15 protein-coding genes are annotated in these 14,880 nt (G+C 73.1%); 2 read left to right on the top strand and 13 right to left on the bottom strand.

Annotated elements, in window-relative coordinates:
- Positions 1-26: 26 nt before the first annotated feature.
- The 8 genes from hpnH to AB0I04_RS45905 form a co-directional block, all read right to left on the bottom strand.
- Positions 27-1,031 carry an adenosyl-hopene transferase HpnH gene (gene hpnH, locus AB0I04_RS45870; RefSeq protein ID WP_360899847.1) on the bottom strand — a complete coding sequence of 335 codons (1,005 nt, stop codon included), beginning with the start codon at positions 1,029-1,031 and terminating at the stop codon, positions 27-29.
- Positions 1,028-1,744: a hypothetical protein gene (locus AB0I04_RS45875; RefSeq protein WP_360899850.1), complete on the bottom strand. Its 717-nt coding sequence runs from the start codon at positions 1,742-1,744 to the stop codon at positions 1,028-1,030. Before AB0I04_RS45875 ends, hpnH begins: the two co-directional genes overlap by 4 nt.
- Positions 1,741-3,612, bottom strand: a complete 1,872-nt coding sequence (gene shc, locus AB0I04_RS45880; protein ID WP_360899853.1) for a squalene--hopene cyclase — start codon at positions 3,610-3,612, stop codon at positions 1,741-1,743. Before shc ends, AB0I04_RS45875 begins: the two co-directional genes overlap by 4 nt.
- Positions 3,612-4,625, bottom strand: a complete 1,014-nt coding sequence (locus tag AB0I04_RS45885; protein WP_360899856.1) for a polyprenyl synthetase family protein — start codon at positions 4,623-4,625, stop codon at positions 3,612-3,614. The genes shc and AB0I04_RS45885 overlap by 1 nt, the downstream gene beginning before the upstream one ends.
- On the bottom strand, positions 4,622-6,019 hold the full coding sequence (hpnE, locus tag AB0I04_RS45890) for a hydroxysqualene dehydroxylase HpnE (protein WP_360899859.1): 1,398 nt from the start codon (positions 6,017-6,019) through the stop codon (positions 4,622-4,624). Before hpnE ends, AB0I04_RS45885 begins: the two co-directional genes overlap by 4 nt.
- On the bottom strand, positions 6,016-6,873 hold the full coding sequence (locus AB0I04_RS45895; RefSeq protein WP_360899862.1) for a squalene/phytoene synthase family protein: 858 nt from the start codon (positions 6,871-6,873) through the stop codon (positions 6,016-6,018). The genes hpnE and AB0I04_RS45895 overlap by 4 nt, the downstream gene beginning before the upstream one ends.
- 4 nt (positions 6,874-6,877) lie before the next feature.
- Positions 6,878-7,708 carry a squalene synthase HpnC gene (gene hpnC / locus AB0I04_RS45900; RefSeq protein ID WP_360899865.1) on the bottom strand — a complete coding sequence of 277 codons (831 nt, stop codon included), beginning with the start codon at positions 7,706-7,708 and terminating at the stop codon, positions 6,878-6,880.
- Between the two features lie 244 nt (positions 7,709-7,952).
- Positions 7,953-8,663 carry a polysaccharide deacetylase family protein gene (locus AB0I04_RS45905; RefSeq protein ID WP_360899868.1) on the bottom strand — a complete coding sequence of 237 codons (711 nt, stop codon included), beginning with the start codon at positions 8,661-8,663 and terminating at the stop codon, positions 7,953-7,955.
- Between the two features lie 27 nt (positions 8,664-8,690).
- Here AB0I04_RS45905 and AB0I04_RS45910 point away from each other — a divergent pair, with 27 nt between their 5' ends.
- Positions 8,691-9,911: a hypothetical protein gene (locus tag AB0I04_RS45910; RefSeq protein WP_360899871.1), complete on the top strand. Its 1,221-nt coding sequence runs from the start codon at positions 8,691-8,693 to the stop codon at positions 9,909-9,911.
- Here AB0I04_RS45910 and AB0I04_RS45915 read toward each other — a convergent pair.
- Together AB0I04_RS45915 and AB0I04_RS45920 are read right to left on the bottom strand one after the other, a co-directional pair.
- Positions 9,868-10,758, bottom strand: a complete 891-nt coding sequence (locus AB0I04_RS45915) for a DMT family transporter (protein WP_360899874.1) — start codon at positions 10,756-10,758, stop codon at positions 9,868-9,870. The genes AB0I04_RS45910 and AB0I04_RS45915 overlap by 44 nt on opposite strands.
- Positions 10,755-11,642 carry a DMT family transporter gene (locus AB0I04_RS45920; RefSeq protein WP_360899877.1) on the bottom strand — a complete coding sequence of 296 codons (888 nt, stop codon included), beginning with the start codon at positions 11,640-11,642 and terminating at the stop codon, positions 10,755-10,757. The genes AB0I04_RS45915 and AB0I04_RS45920 overlap by 4 nt, the downstream gene beginning before the upstream one ends.
- Before the next feature lie 168 nt (positions 11,643-11,810).
- On the opposite strand from AB0I04_RS45920, the gene AB0I04_RS45925 reads away from it, so the two are divergent.
- Positions 11,811-12,029 (top strand): hypothetical protein, encoded by a 219-nt coding sequence (locus AB0I04_RS45925; protein WP_360899880.1) that lies wholly within the window; start codon positions 11,811-11,813, stop codon positions 12,027-12,029.
- A gap of 40 nt (positions 12,030-12,069) precedes the next feature.
- Here the strand turns inward: AB0I04_RS45925 and AB0I04_RS45930 are convergent, their stop codons facing one another.
- The 3 genes from AB0I04_RS45930 to AB0I04_RS45940 all read right to left on the bottom strand — a co-directional run bounded on the left by AB0I04_RS45930 (position 12,070) and on the right by AB0I04_RS45940 (position 14,774).
- Complete coding sequence (locus tag AB0I04_RS45930; RefSeq protein ID WP_360899883.1) at positions 12,070-12,861, bottom strand: SAM-dependent methyltransferase; 792 nt, start codon at positions 12,859-12,861, stop codon at positions 12,070-12,072.
- A gap of 138 nt (positions 12,862-12,999) precedes the next feature.
- The gene (locus AB0I04_RS45935; protein WP_360899886.1) at positions 13,000-13,878 is read right to left on the bottom strand and encodes an LLM class flavin-dependent oxidoreductase; all 879 of its coding nucleotides are present in this window, start codon (positions 13,876-13,878) and stop codon (positions 13,000-13,002) included.
- A 38-nt stretch (positions 13,879-13,916) separates the two neighbouring features.
- Positions 13,917-14,774, bottom strand: coding sequence for a GNAT family N-acetyltransferase (locus AB0I04_RS45940; protein ID WP_360899889.1), 858 nt, complete (start codon positions 14,772-14,774; stop codon positions 13,917-13,919).
- Positions 14,775-14,880: the final 106 nt, after the last annotated feature.

Below are 14,880 nucleotides of genomic sequence, written 5' to 3' on the forward strand. Positions count from 1 at the left end.
GGCCCAGGCCCGTACCGGCCTGACGCTCAGCCGCTCCGTACGGCGCGCAGGGTCTCCTTCAGCGAGCCGAGCGTGGCGAACACGGCCGTGGGCTCGTAGCCGCAGTGCGCCATGCAGTTGGCGCAGCGGGGGTCGCGGCCGCGGCCGTAGGCGTCCCAGTCGGTCTCCTCGATGAGTTCCTTGTACGTCCGGGCGTAGCCGTCGGCCATCAGGTAGCAGGGCCGTTGCCAGCCGAACAGCGAGTACGACGGGATCGCCCACGCCGTACAGGGAAAGTCGGTCTTCCCTTCCAGGAAGTCCAGGAACAGCGGTGAGTGGTTGAACCTCCACCGCCGGCGGCCGCCGCCCGCGAACACTTCTCTGAAGAGCCGCCGGGTCTCCTCGACGCCGAGGAAGTGGTCCTGGTCCGGCGCCTTGTCGTAGGCGTACGCCGGGGAGACCATCATCTGGTCGACGGCCAGGTCGTCGTTCAGGTAGTTCAGCACGTCGACGACCGTCTTCGGGCTGTCGGTGCTGAAGACGGTCGTGTTGGCGGTGACGCGGAACCCCCGGCGCTTGCACTCGCGGACGGCGGCGACGGCCTCGTCGAAGACGCCCGGCTTGCACACCGAGGCGTCGTGGCGTTCGCGCAGGCCGTCGATGTGCACGGTCCAGGCGAAGTACGGCGAGGGCTCGAACTGGTCGATCTTCTTGGGGATGAGCAGCGCGTTGGTGCACAGGAAGACGTACTTCTTGCGTGCGACGAGTTCGCGGACCATCCGCCCGATCTGCGGATGCATGAGCGGTTCGCCGCCCGCGATCGAGACCATGGGCGCGCCGCACTCCTCGACCGCGGCCACCGCCTGCTCGACCGGCATGCGCTGCCGCAGGACGTTCGCGGGGTGCTGGATCTTCCCGCAGCCGGCGCACGCGAGGTTGCAGGCGAACAGCGGTTCCAGCTCCACCAGCAGCGGGAACTTCCGGGTGCGCCGCAGCTTCCGGCCCAGGATGTAGGCGCCGATGCGCAGGCTCTGGCGAAGCGGCATCGTCATGACTCGACCTCCGGAGGCGTGGACCCGGCTCTCCTGCGCCGCTGATCCTGGGCCCGGGTCGCGGAGCGGGGACCGGCGATGCGCGCCCACTCGACGAGGACCGGGGCGACGCGGCGCAGCCTGCTCCGGGCGATCAGGACGCGGCGGACCGTGCCGACCCGCAGCAGCGGGACGGCGGGGGTGTCGACGATGACGCGTACGGCGGCGAACGGCGTGCCGGCCGCGACCTCGGCGAGCGGCCCGGTCTCCATGTCGACGGCGCGTACGCCGGCGGCGGCGAGCCGGATCCGCTCCGTGCCCGTGACCAGGTGCGGTGAGGTGAACAGCGGTCCGGTCCGGGCGTACAGGCCGGCGAGCGCCAGTTCCTCGGCGATCCGCGCCGCCGAGGAGCAGGGGAACACCCGCTCGCCGAAGCGCACCTCGGTCGCCACGAGCACGTCGCCGGGGCGCAGCCCGACGTCGAGCGCGCCGCCGAACCCGGTCACGGCGAGCGCCTCGTGCTCCGGCAGGCGCCGCGCGACGCGGGCGGCGCGCCGCGGCCCGAGGCCGGTCCGGATGACGCGGACCTCCGGCGCGGACGGCGCCATCCCGCGACCACCGGCTCGGGTGGACGTCGGCATCCCGGGACCGCCGGCTCGGACGGACGGCGGCAGCCCGCGGCGGACGGCCCGGGCTTCGATCCGCAGGGCGGTGCAGATGACCAGCCTGGTCACGGGCTCACCGAACCCAGGTAGCGGCCGAGCGCGCTGATCGGGAAGACCAGCCGGTAGAGGTGGTAGTTGATGTAGAAGTCGCCGGGGAAGCCGGTGCCGGTGAAGTAGGGCTCGTCCCAGGTACCGTCCGCGCGCTGGGTGCCGACCAGCCACTCCACGCCCCGGTCGACCGCCGCCGAGCGCTCGCCGGCGGCGAGCAGCCCGATGAGCGCCCAGGCGGTCTGGGAGGGCGTCGAGTGACCGCGCCCGATCCAGGCGGGATCGCGGTACGACCGCAGGTCCTCGCCCCAGCCGCCGTCGTCGTTCTGGTGGCGTTCGAACCAGTCGACGGCCCGCCGGACGCACGGCCGGTGCGGACGCACGCCGGCGGCGACGAGCGCGGGGAGCACGGCGCCGGTGCCGTAGACGTGGTTGGCGCCCCAGCGGCCGAACCACGAGCCGTCCGGCTCCTGGGCCTTGAGCAGCCAGACGACGGCGCGGCGCAGCACGTCGTCCGATCCGGGCGGGAGCTCATGCGCCAGCGCCTCGACCACGTGCGCGGTGACGTCGGCGGACGGCGGGTCGATCACCGCGCCGAAGTCGCAGAACGGCAGCCGCAGGCACAGTTCGCGGGTGTTGTCGGCGTCGAACGCGGCGAACCCGCCGTCGCGCGAGGCCATGCCCGCCATCCAGCGCAGCCCGCGGTCAATCGCCGGCCGCACGCCCGGATGGGCGACCCGGCGCAGGGCGAGGATGACCTCGGCGGTGTCGTCGGTGTCCGGGTAGCCGTCGTTGTCGAACTCGAACGCCCAGCCGCCCGGCGGCAGCGACGGCCGCCGTACGGCCCAGTCGCCTGGCCCCGTGACCTCCTCGTCGAGCAGCCACCCGGCGGCGCCGACGAGGGCGGGGTGGTCGCCGGGCACGCCCGCGTCGCGCAGGGCGTTCACGGCGAGGGCGGTGTCCCAGACCGGCGACTGGCATGCTTCCAGGCGGCGGCCCCGCTCGTCGCGGATCGTGAATCGGTCGAGCCCGGCCAGGCCCCGGCGCATGACGGGGTGGTCGAGGCCGTAGCCGGACAGGTGGAGGGCGATCAGCGAGTACACCCACGGCGGCTGGATGCCGCCCCAGGAGCCGTCCGGCTCCTGCCGCGCGACGATCCACTCGGCGGCGCGCCGGAGGGCCGCGCGGCGCAGGCCCGGCACGGGCCGCCGCTCGTACCGGTGCAGGACGCGGTCGAGGGCCCCGAAGAAGCCGTCCCAGCCGAGGTGCGGCCGACGGCGCGGCATGCGGCCGGTGCGCAGTTCGTCCAGGTCGAACGGCAGGGGCCGGACCGGACGCCGCGCGCTCACGATCGTCAGCGGCACGACCGTCTGCCGCGCCCAGCACGCCCAGTCGTAGACGTTGAGGGGGAACCACGGCGGCAGGAAGACCAGCTCCGGCGGCATGACCGGCAGGTCGGTCCACGGCCATTGCCCGAACAGCGCCAGCCAGATCCGGGTGAACACCCGGCTGCCCTCGATCCCGCCGTTCCGGCGCACGAAGGCGGCGGCGGAACGCATGTGCTGCGCGTCGGCGGAGTCCCCCGCCAGGCGCAGCGCCGCGTACGCCTCGATCGTGGTGGACAGGTCGCCGGGCCCGTCGTGGAAGTTCGCCCAGGACCCGTCCTCGCGCTGCTCGGAGCGGATCCAGCGGGCGGCCTCGGCGGTGTCCTCCGGCGTACGGACGCCGAGGAACTCCCGGAGCAGCAGGTCCTCGGCGTCCATCGTCACGTTGGTCTGCAGCTCGGCCTTCCACCACCCTTCGGCGGACTGCAGGCCGAGGAGGTGGTCGCAGGCCGCCTTGAGGGCGACGTCGGCGCCGGCGGCGACCGGGCGGGGCTCTGTGGTCACTAGTGATCCCGGGATGCGATGAAACGGATGATCTGCCCGAACTCCGCGCGGACGCCCCGGGGCAGGTCCAGGGTCGCCAGCTGGCGCTCGGCCGCGTCGAGCCGGTGCTCGGCCTCGGCCTCGGCCCACGCCCGGCCGCCCGCCTCCTCGACCAGCCGGGCGGCCTCGCCCAGCTCGGTCTCGGACAGCGGGTCCGGGTGGGCCAGCAGCTTGGCGAGGCGCTCGCCCGCCGTCGTGCCGCTGGTGATGGCGGCGACGACCGGGAGGCTCTTCTTGCGGGCCCGCAGGTCGGCCAGGACCGGTTTGCCGGTGGCCTCCGGGCTCCCCCAGATTCCGAGCAGGTCGTCGGCGAGCTGGAACGCCAGGCCCGCCTGCGCGCCGAAGGCCGCCAGCGCGGCCACGAGGTGAGCGGGCCCCCCGGCGACCATCGCGCCGATCGAGCAGGAGCAGGCCAGCAGCGAGCCGGTCTTGTCCGCCGACATCCGCCGGCACTCCTCCAGGCTCACGTCGTCCCGCGCCTCGAACTCCAGGTCCGACGCCTGCCCGGCGATCAGCCGCTGGACCGCGGCGGCGAGGCCGCGCGCCGCCCACACCCCGCCCCGGGTGCCCAGCTCCAGCAGGAGCTCGCCGGCCAGGACGAGCAGCGCGTCGCCGGCGAGCATGGCGGCCGACCGGCCGAAGACGGTCCAGGCGGCGGGCCGGTGCCTGCGGGTCCGGTCCCCGTCCATGATGTCGTCGTGGAGCAGGGAGAACGCGTGCACGAGCTCCACCGCCGCGGCGGCCGGCAGGCACTCCTCGACGTCCGCGCCCGCCGCCCGGGCCGACAGGATGGCCAGTGCGGGCCGCAGCACCTTGCCGCCCGGTGTCGCGGGCCGGCCGTACGCGTCGCACCAGCCCAGGTGGTAGCCCGCGACCTGGGCCGTCATCGGATCGAGCCGCGCGACGGCCGCGCGAAGGACCGGTTCGACGAGCGGGCGCGCGCCGGCGACCGACGATGGGGCGGTCGCCGTCATGAGGCGGCCCCCGTCAGCCTCTTCCGGACCAGACGGGCCGCGGTGAGTCCGCTGCGCACGGCTCCCTCCATCGTGTCGGGCCAGCCCGTGTCGGTCCACGAGCCGGCGAGGTACAGGCCCGGCCACCGGGTGGTGGCGGCGGGACGGAGCGCCCCGCTGCCGGGTGCCTGGCGGAAGGTGGCGCGGCGTTCGCGCGTGACGAAGAAGTCGACGAGCCGTGCCCGCCGCGTCGCGGGGAACAGCTGCTCCATCGCCGGGACGAACTCCGCGCGGAGCTTGGCGGTCGGCTCGTCGATCCAGCGGTCCGCCGCCGACACCGAGACGGCGAGGTACTGACCGCCGCGGACGCCGGTGGCCCGGGTCCGGTCGAAGACCCACTGCACGGGCGAGTCGACGACGGCGGCGAACGGCAGGTCGCTGACCGGGCGGTCGTAGTGCAGGTGCACGTTGACGATCGGGCTCTCGCCGAGCCCGGCCCAGCTGCTCCGATCGGGCGCGGCATCCCATGGCGCCAGGTGCGCGGCCTGCCGGTGCGGGGTCGCGAGGATGACGGCGGACGCGTCGATCCGCTCGCCGTCCACCACGATCACCGGTCCCGGCTCGATGGCGGTGACCTTGGCCGCCGGCCGTACGGACCCGCCCTGTCGCTCGATCGCCGCTCGCGCGGCGGTGTCGTGCAGGTCGCCGAGGGGCACGGCCGGGACACCGATGTCGGCGGCGTCCGCCCGGCCCAGCAGTGCGGTCCGGAACACCATGGCCGCCGGGCCGAGGGCCGCGTCCTCGACGCCGATGTTCAGTGCCGCGACCGCGAACAGCTCCCACAGTGCGCGCCGGGCGGCCCCGCCCTGGCCGTGGGCGGCCAGCCACTCCCCCAGGGCAAGCCGGTCCAGAGCCGGGTCGCCGGGGTCCAGCCCGCGCAGGGCGAGCGCACACCGTACGGCCCGCAGCCGGTCGGCCGGCCGGAGCAGGGCGTACGACGCCAGGGCCGGCATCAGGTGCAGCGGCCCGGGCAGCGCCGCGCGACGTAGCCGCCCGGACCGCCCGGCCGGCGTGAGCACCCGCAGGTCGAAGCGGTCCTGGAGGCGGACGCGCGTCGTGCCGCCGATCCGTTTCAGGAGGCCCTGGTAGGCCGTGCAGCAGCGCAGGAACACGTGCTGGCCGTTGTCCACCACCAGGCCGTCGCGGGCGAAGGAGTGCGTGGCGCCGCCCAGCCGGGGGCGCGCCTCGTACAGGGTCACCGGGAGACCGGCCTCGCCCAGCGCGAGCGCGGCGGCGATGCCCGCCAGGCCGCCGCCCACCACCGCGACCGGCGCACTTGGGCTGGACGCGGTCGCCGGCCGACGAGGGCCCGGCTCGTTCGCCGGCGTGCGGGCGTCTCCGGAAGTGGCGGTCACCGGCCGGCTCCGACGAGGGCGCGCGCCGCGACCATGGCCTTCTCCCAGGTCGGGAGGGCCGAGCGGGCGGCGAGCGCGGCCATCGGGTCGGTGGCGATCCGCTCGAGCAGGGACTGGTAGATGCCGGCCATCGCCGCCGTGCAGGCCGCGCTGCGCCGGTCCAGCAGGGGCAGCAGCCGCAGGCCCCGGACGTACCAGCCGCGGGCCCGGTCCGCCTCGAACCGGATCAGCGAGGCGAGCCGCTCCGGCGGGTCCGTGAACACGCCGTCGGCGTCGACGCCCAGCGTGCAGCCGAAGCGGGCGAGGTCCTCGGCCGGCAGGTAGACGCGTCCGATCAGCCGGTCCTCGCGGACGTCCCGCAGGATGTTGGTGAGCTGCAGGGCGATGCCGAGGGCGTCGGCCAGCGGCGCGGCCGCCTCGATGTCGTCGGTGCCGAAGACTCCGAGGGAGAGGCGCCCCACCGAGCCGGCGACGCTGCGGCAGTATTCCACCGCGTCCTCGACCCGGGTGTACGTCGTGCCGCGCACGTCGGCCGTGCATCCGTCGATGAGCTCGTCGAACGCGGTGAGGGGGATGGGAAGACGGCGGGCCGCGTCCTTCAGGGCGACGAGCACGTGGTCCCCCGGGTCGGCCACCGGGCGGTGCAGCGCGGCGCGCTCCTCCTCGAGACGCTCCAGGCGCTTGTCGGCGGGCCCGTCCCCGTCCCCGATGTCGTCGATCCGGCGGGCGAACGCGTACACGGCGCTCAGCGCGCGGCGCTTGGGCCCCGGCAGGAGGCGGATGCCGTAGGAGAAGTTCCGCGCCTGCGTGCGGACGATCTGCTCACAGTGTCGATAGGCCTCGGATGCGCTCACCGGCTCACCTTCCTGTCGCGAGGACGCGCAGCCACGTGGTCAGCAGCCGTGACCGCCGGGGGCGGACCGCCTGGCCGAGGACGTCGTGGTCCGCGGCCTGGAGCGCGTTGATCGTGGCCCGGCCGCCTGCGATGTAGCCCGCCACCGCGACCCGTGCGGGTCCCCTCAGCATCGCGACGAGGGAGGTCCCGGCGTCCAGGAGCCCGGTGGCCCGCGTCGTCTGCAGGGCGACGACGCGGCGCAGCCCGTCAGAGGTCGCCGTGCGGACGAAGTCGTCGTCGGTGCAGCCGAACCGGCGCAGGTCCGCGCCCGGCAGGTAGACGCGGCCCCGGGCGTAGTCCTCGCCCACGTCCTGGCAGTGCTCGATCACCTGCAGCGCCGAGCAGACCTGGTCCGACAGCGCGCACCGCCGCGCGTCGGCGGCGCCGAAGACGTGCAGCACGATGTGCCCCACCGGGTTCGCGGACAGCTCGCAGTAGGCGAGCAGCTCCTCGAAACTCTCGTACCGGGTGACCGCCTGGTCGCGCCGCCCGGCCCGCACCAGCTGCCGGAACGGCTCCGCCGGAATCCCGAACGCGGTGACGGTGCGCTCCAGCGCGCCGACCGCCGGCACCTTCGGCGTGCGCCCCGCGTACAGGCGTCCCAGGTCGTTGTCCACGATGTCCAGCAGGCGGGGGCAATCCGCGGGCGGGGCCTCGTCTCCGACGTCGTCGATGAACCGTGCGAAGCCGTAGATCGCCATGAGGTGGCGACGGTATCCGCGCGGCAACAGCCGTGATGCGACGGGAAAATTCTCCCGGCGAGCCTTGTATATGACGCCCTCTGCCGATGACACGGGTTCACGATTTCCCTGGAGAGACGCCGTAAACAATCGCGCGGCGGACAATCGTTACGTCGACCCGATATCGACCATGATTTGACTCTGAGACGAGTCATCAGTTGCGTTGACCAGGGCAAATGCATACCGAGACCCTCGTCGCCCAGCGAGGAAAACGCCCGCCAATACAGGCCAACGGAACTGCAATGAAAAGCACAACAAAAGACTACGGAAGCCGTCTCGAAAATGGCTTTGGACCGGCTCAGGGCACCCCGTGCTCGGCGAGCGGTCCCACGCGCAGGCCGAGTTCACGGCATCGGGCCACCAGCCCCGGAAGCGCGCCGAGGGCCGAGCGCCAGGCGCCGGGGGCCGAGGTGTGGTCGCAGTCGTGGAGCAGCACGGTGGCTCCGCCGCGAAGGCCGGGGGCCAGCGTGGCCAGCACCGAGACCGGGTCGGCCGAGCGGGTCCAGTCCTTCCCCCACGTCGTCCACAGCACCGGCCGCAGCCCGCGCCGGCGAGCGGCTGTCAGGGTCTCCGCGCTGAGCACGCCGTACGGCGGCCGATACCAGACCGGCTCGGCTCCGGTGACGGCGGCCATGAGGTCCGCCGCCCTGGCGATCTCACCGGTCACCCGGCCGGGCCGGGTCAGCAACGCGTTGCGGTGCCGCCAGCCGTGCACGGCGATCTCGTGGCCCTCCGCCACGATGCGGCGCCCGAGTTCCGGGTGGCGGGCGAGGGTCTCCCCAACGACGAAGAAGGTGGCCCGGCAGCCGAGCCGGTCCAGTTCGGCGAGGAAACCCGGCGTGGACCGGGGATCGGGGCCGTCGTCGAACGTCAGGGCGACATGGTCGGCGTCGCCCTCCCCCGCCAGTCCCGGCAGCCGGCGGCGTACGGCCGGCAGCCAGGTCGCGGCCGGCCCGGCGTGCAGGAGCGCCAGGCCGGTCAGCCCCAGGGTCAGCGTGGTCCGGCACATCGGTTCAAGTCTGCGGGAGGCACGGTCATGGCGCCGGCAAGACATCGGCTGCTGATCCTCAGTGCGAGCATGGGTGCGGGTCACGACGCCGTCGCCGTCGAGCTGGCCCGGCGGCTGACCGCCGCCGGCCACGAGGCCGAGGTCGTCGACGTGCTGGAGCTGCTCCCCCTGCGCCTGGGGCATGCCCTGCGGCGATGGTACGGCTGGATGATGCGGCGGGCACCCTGGGTGTACGCCCTGATCTACCGGGCGTTCTTCGTCTCTCCCCGCCCGGCGTGGGCGGCCTCGCCGCTGACCGTGCTGCTGGCCGCGCGCCTGGACCGTCTCGTCCGCCGCCAGCCCCCTGACCTGGTCGTCTCGACGTTCCACCTGGCCGCGCAGGCGGCCGGGCACCTGCGCCGCACGGGCCGGCTGACCGTGCCTGCGACGGTGCTGCTGACCGACTTCGCGGCGCATCGCCTCTGGCTCCATCCGGGCGCGGACCGGTACCTGTGCCCCTGCCCGGAGACGGCTCACGACGTGACCGCCGCGACCGGCCGCCCGGCCGACTGCCACGCCCCGCTCACCCGCCCCGCCTTCCGGAGTCCCCCGGCCGGCTCGGCGGCCGTCCACGCCCGGATCGGCCTTGGGCGTGTCCGGTGGATCTTCGTCCGGCTACGAACAAGATCCACCGGACACGCCCTAGGGCCGGACGACCGTACGGTCCTGGTCTCGGCGGGATCGTGGGGCGTGGGCGAGGTCGAAAAGGCCGCCCGGGTGCTGGCGCGCTCAGGACGGTACGTGCCCGTCGTGCTCTGCGGCCGGAACCAAGCGCTGCGCGACCGGCTCAGCCGCATCGAGGGGCTCGTGGCGCTCGGCTGGCGTGACGACCTTCCCGAGCTGATGGGGGCGGCGTACGCGCTGGTGGACAACGCGGCGGGACTGACGTGCCGGGAGGCGTTCGCGGCCCGGCTTCCGGTCGTGTCGTACCGGCCGATTCCGGGGCACGGCCGCGACGGCGTCCTGGCGATGGCCCGCGCCGGGCTGAGCGTCCACGCGGACGACGCCGCGCGGCTGGTCGCCGAACTCGACCGGCTCGGGGACGCGGCCGAACGGAGTCGCCTGGTCGCCCGCGCGTCGGCGCTGTTCGACGCGCCTGCCGCCGAGGACCTCCTCTTCGGACCGGACGGGCCCGACCCCGATCACACGCCGCCCGAATCACCGGTCAGGGGTCCGGACGGGGTTCGCTCCCCGGGTCGGCCGGTTTGACCTGGGCGTGGCGGCGGATCGGCGGTGACTGCGCCAGCCGCGCGCTCCCGTACAGGATCAGGCCGATGCCCAGGACCTCCGCGACCGCCCAGCCGCCCAGCCGGATCTCCTCACCGAACAGCCCGACGCCGTACGCGATGCTGGCGACGGGGTCGGAGACGTTGAGCGCCGGTTGCACGGCCACGAGCGTGCCGCTGTGCAGGGCGTTCTGGAGGAGGAACAGGCTGCCGAGCCCGGCCGCCACCATGGCCCACACCGACCAGGAGGTCAGCAGGGCGACCGTGCCCTCGGGCAGGATCTCCGTGGCCTCCTTCATCAGCGCGGCGGTGAAGGCGAACCCCAGGCCGGAGGCGACCCCGAGCAGGGTGGCGCGGGCGGAGCCGCTGGTGACCCTGGCCATCGAGACCAGATAGGTGATCACCCCGGCCGTCACCAGGGTGGCGATCGCCCAGTCGATCCGGTCCGGATGCCGGCGTCCCGGAGACGGCGAGGCGGCGGCGAGGAGAATGGCCAGCCCGATGGTCAGCGCCCCGACGGCCAGCCAGGACTCCGGCCCCAGCCGGATCCGGAAGATCCAGGAAATGAGCAGCATCGTGATCGGCAGTTCGGTCACGAGGAGCGGCTGGACCAGGGCCAGACCACCCGTCGTCAGCGCGGCCGCCTGGAACAGGAAGCCGGCGATGAGCGCGACGATGCCACCGAGCCATTCCGGGCGGCGCACCAGGTCCCAGATGAGCGCGAGCCGGAACGCCTCGTCGGGGGGCGCCGACCGGGCCGCGCGCCGCTGCAGCACCGACGCGAGGGCGTTGCTCGCCGCGGCGAGGACCGCGAACAGGACGGCGATCATCCCGGTCCGCCTTTCGCGCCCGCGCCCGCGCCAGTGTCCTGCCCGGGCTTGCCCAGGAACGAGGAGCGCCCGAGCACAGCGATACCCGCCACGATCATCATCAGACCGATGACCTCGGCCGCGAGCGCGGTCCCCGTCAGCCGGAGATGCTCGGCGAAGACGAGGATCCCCAGAACGATCCCGATCACCGGCTCGACCGCCGTCATCGCCGGCAGCGAGATGCCGATCGGCGCGGCGTCGAACGCGCTCTGCGCGAGCAGCAGGGACAGCACGGCGATCACGACCAGGGCGTACGGCTGCCAGCTGCGCAAGCCGACCCCGAGCCCTTCGCCCAGCATGAGCAGCGAGCTCCGCGTCAACGCGTCCTGGACCCCGAACAGCATCCCGGCGGCGGCCGCGAACAGCATCGCCTTGGTCCGCAGCGACCGCGGGGCGGCGGCGAGCACGAGCACGGCCGCGACCGCCAGCACCGCACCGGCGCCGATCCAGCGGACGGACCAGGGGCTCGTCGTCCGCCCGCCGTGCGGCTGCCCGACGGCCAGGAAGATCGCCACGCCCGCGGTCACGAGCAACCCGCCCCACCAGACCTCCCGGCTGAGCGGCTCCTGGTAGACGACGTGCGCGATGACGAGGGCGAATATCAGATTGGTCGCCAGCAGGGGTTCGACCCGGCCGAGGTCGGCCTCGTCGAGCGCCAACGCACCGAGCACCTGCCCGCAGACCATCGCGGCGATGCCGAGCAGCCACACCGGCTGGCGGATGAGGTGGGCGAGCAGCCGCATCCGCAGCATCTCGTCCAGCGGCTCGCGGTAGGCCACGTGCTGCTGGGCGACGAATCCGATGCCGAGGAAACAGGCCGCCGCGAGGGCGAGAAACGTCTTCATCGGCCGCCCGCCGAAATCACCCTACGGGTCGTACCCGTACGTCACGGCTTGTATCGGCGCTGACCTGCGGCTCTTCGAGCGCCCTGCACCGAAGCGATCGGCTTCGGACGGTCTAAAGAACACAATTATTTACTCGACAAATGATCCTGATCGCCGCAGAGTAGACGCATGCGCATCGCGTTAACGGGGATCGGAATCATCGGCGCAGGTCTGTTCATCGACTGGATCACCGGACCGTACGCCGCCTTGGCGTTCACCTTCTTCGGGGTGTGGGCCCTGCTGCTCACGCTGTCGGCCGTCTTCATCTCGGGTCCGGCGCCGACGCCGGTTGAGACCCCGGCCGACGAGCCAGTCGGCGACGGCAGCCGCGTCGCCAACGGGTCGTAGCGAGATCCCGGCCCGCGGGGGCGGCCGGGATCGGGCCCGATCATGGCTTGCGCCCCACTCCCGCGTAGCCGTCGACGGGCTCGCCGGTCAGGTCGGGGTGCACGGGCCGCCATCGGGTGATCTCGACGAGGCCCGGATCCACCAGTTCCAGCCCGCGAAAGAACCTGGCGATCTGCTCCACCGACCGGGCCGTCATGGGGGTGGTGCCCTCGGCCTGGTTCCACATCTCTATGGCTCGGTCGGTGCGCTCGCCGTGCACCACGTTCGTCGTGGCGTACAGCGCCAGGTACGACCCGGACGGCAGCGCCGCGACCAGGCGATCGACGATGCCGAACGCCTGCTCGTGGTCGGGGATGAACTCGGTGATGCCCATGAGCATGAGCGCGATCGGCCGTTCGAAGTCCAGCGTGCGAGCGGCCTCCCGCAGGATCGTGTCCGGTTCCCGCAGATCCGCGTGGATGTAGGCGGTGGTGCCCTCCTTGGCGGAGGTCAGCAGCGCCCGTGCGTACGTCAACACCAGAGGATCGTTGTCGACGTAGACGATCCGGGCCTCGGGCGCGGACCGCTGGGCGACCTCATGGGTGTTGTCGGCCGTCGGCAGCCCGGTGCCGATGTCCAGGAACTGCCGGACCCCGGTCTCCTCCACCAGATGGGACACGGCGCGGTTGAGGTACTGGCGAGACTCACGGGCCAGCCGGGCCACCTCCGGCAGCACCTCCAGGGCTTGATCGCCCGCCTCCCGGTCGACGGGATAGTTGTCCTTGCCGCCGAGCAGGTAGTTCCACACACGCGCGGACTGCGGCACGTCCTTGTTGATCTTCTGTTCGCTCACCGGGGCCTCGGAATCACAGGGAACATGTCGATCTTCGAACGTACGGGCCGCCGGTTTCATCCCGGTTCGGAACGCCTGGTCCGCTTGCGGCCGGATGTGGTCGTGACAGGGGCCGCCCCCGTCACGACCACCCACCGGTCAGGTCCGTAGACCGGGCAGTACCTCGGCGGCCACCGCCTCCAGAACGTCCTCCGACCCTGCGTAGACGCCCTCGCGCCGTGGCCAGGGCGCCACCACGTCGGTGAACCCGAGCTCGTCCGCCCGGCCGAGGAAATCGCGGTAGATCTCCACCGACGCCAGGGAGAACACCTGCGCGGCGTCGGTCTGCACGAACCGGCGGACCTCGCCGCGCTCCCGTCCGGTCTCCTCCAGGGCCTCGTCGAACCGGGCCGCGGCCTCGGCGACGCTCCGCCACCAGGACTCGAGGTCGTCGGTCTTGGCCCCCGTGGTGATCCAGCCCTGCCCGAAACGGGCGGCGACCCGCATCGCCTTCGGCCCGTTGGCGGCCACGACGAACGGCGGGCGGGGCGACTGCACCGGTCCGGGCGCGTTACGGGCGTCCACGGCGGCGTAGTACTCCCCTGTACGCGTGGTCCTCCCCGTGGTCAGCAGGGCGTCCAGGAACTCCACGAACTCCGCGAACCGCCGAGACCGGCTCGCCACCCGGCCGGCCTCGCCGAACACGGTCGAGTCATAGTCGTCGGAGCTGCCCGCGCCGATGCCGAGCGTGAACCTGCCGCCCGACACATCGTCCAAGGCGAGGATCTCCCGCACGAAGGGCACCGGATGCCGGAAGTTCGGCGAGGCCACGAGCGTGCCCAGCTCGATCCGCTCGGTCGCCCGCGCGGCCAGCGCCAGCGTCGGAACCGCGCCGAACCACGGCCCGTCCACCAGCGACCGCCAGCCGAGGTGGTCGAACGTCCACGCGTGGTCGAATCCGTACTCCTCGGCCCGCCGCCACTTCGGCTCGGCCTCCGGCCAGCGGTACTCCGGAAGGATGACGATTCCCGCCCTCATCTGCACGCTCCTCGGCGATGGTCGATCGATCGGCGGCGTCAGTCGCCGCGCCGCCCTGCCCGGAACGATATGACGAGGTAGTCGTCCAGCGGCTGGTAGCCGATGCGCCGGTGGATCGCGTTGACCCCTGGGTTGGCCAGGTCGGCGAAGACCACGACCTCTTCGGCTCCGGCGTCGACGGCGGCCCGGCTCACGGCGGCGGTCGCGGCGGCGCCGTAGCCGTGGCGCCGGTGCTCGGGCGGCGTGTAGACGGGCGCGATCCGCGTCATGCCGGCGACCATCCGGGTCCGGCCCGCGAGAGCGACGGGGGCCCCGTCCCGCTCCCAGACGGTCAGGCCGCCGTACGAGATCCGGTCGTCGACCGCGGCGTCGTGGTCGCCGGGACGCTTCCGGATCTCCCGCTCGGCGTCGTGGTACCAGCCGAGGAGCAGGTCCCGGTCGGCGGGCCGGGCGAGGCGCGCGCTGCCGGGCACGTCCGGCCGCTGGACCTCGACGAGCCGGTAGAGGCGGCGGCGCTCCCAGATCTTGTGGTCGGCTCCTGTCTCGATCCGCCAGCAGGTGGCGAACTCCTGGGCCGGTTCATGGCGCCCGGTCACTCCCGGCAGCCGCCGCCCGTCATCCGCGAGGGCCCCGGCGAGCTCCTTGACGGCCTGTCCCGGCATCGCGCTGAGCAGCAGCGGAAAGGGCGGCGTGTGCACGAACGCGCCGGCCACGCAACCGGAGACGGTCGACCAGGCTCCCATCACGGCGGGCGCGTCTCCGTACGCCGCCGGCCCCCGTGACCGCAGCGACTCGACCACCGTGATCAGTACGGTGTTCTCGATCGGCCGAGAGCGGAGGAATCCCCCTGCCGTCAGGTCGAATTCAGCGATGTCCCCAGTGATAACCCACCCCACGGCCCCATACTGCCCGGTATGGGAGCGATTCCACAGATTACCCGCAAATCGTGATCAAGCCTTCATTGCCCATAAGGGCGGTCGAAATTGCATATAACGTGCGCTG

Source organism: Actinoallomurus sp. NPDC050550, assembly GCF_040655075.1.
In the GTDB taxonomy this organism is placed as follows: domain Bacteria; phylum Actinomycetota; class Actinomycetes; order Streptosporangiales; family Streptosporangiaceae; genus Actinoallomurus.

Coding starts and splice junctions, on each gene's coding strand:
- hpnH (WP_360899847.1), bottom strand. CDS start 1,031: ATGACGATGCCGCTTCGCCAGAGCCTGCGCATCGGCGCCTACATCCTG.
- AB0I04_RS45885 (WP_360899856.1), bottom strand. CDS start 4,625: ATGACGGCGACCGCCCCATCGTCGGTCGCCGGCGCGCGCCCGCTCGTC.
- AB0I04_RS45905 (WP_360899868.1), bottom strand. CDS start 8,663: ATGTGCCGGACCACGCTGACCCTGGGGCTGACCGGCCTGGCGCTCCTG.
- AB0I04_RS45910 (WP_360899871.1), top strand. CDS start 8,691: ATGGCGCCGGCAAGACATCGGCTGCTGATCCTCAGTGCGAGCATGGGT.
- AB0I04_RS45915 (WP_360899874.1), bottom strand. CDS start 10,758: ATGATCGCCGTCCTGTTCGCGGTCCTCGCCGCGGCGAGCAACGCCCTC.
- AB0I04_RS45920 (WP_360899877.1), bottom strand. CDS start 11,642: ATGAAGACGTTTCTCGCCCTCGCGGCGGCCTGTTTCCTCGGCATCGGA.
- AB0I04_RS45925 (WP_360899880.1), top strand. CDS start 11,811: ATGCGCATCGCGTTAACGGGGATCGGAATCATCGGCGCAGGTCTGTTC.
- AB0I04_RS45935 (WP_360899886.1), bottom strand. CDS start 13,878: ATGAGGGCGGGAATCGTCATCCTTCCGGAGTACCGCTGGCCGGAGGCC.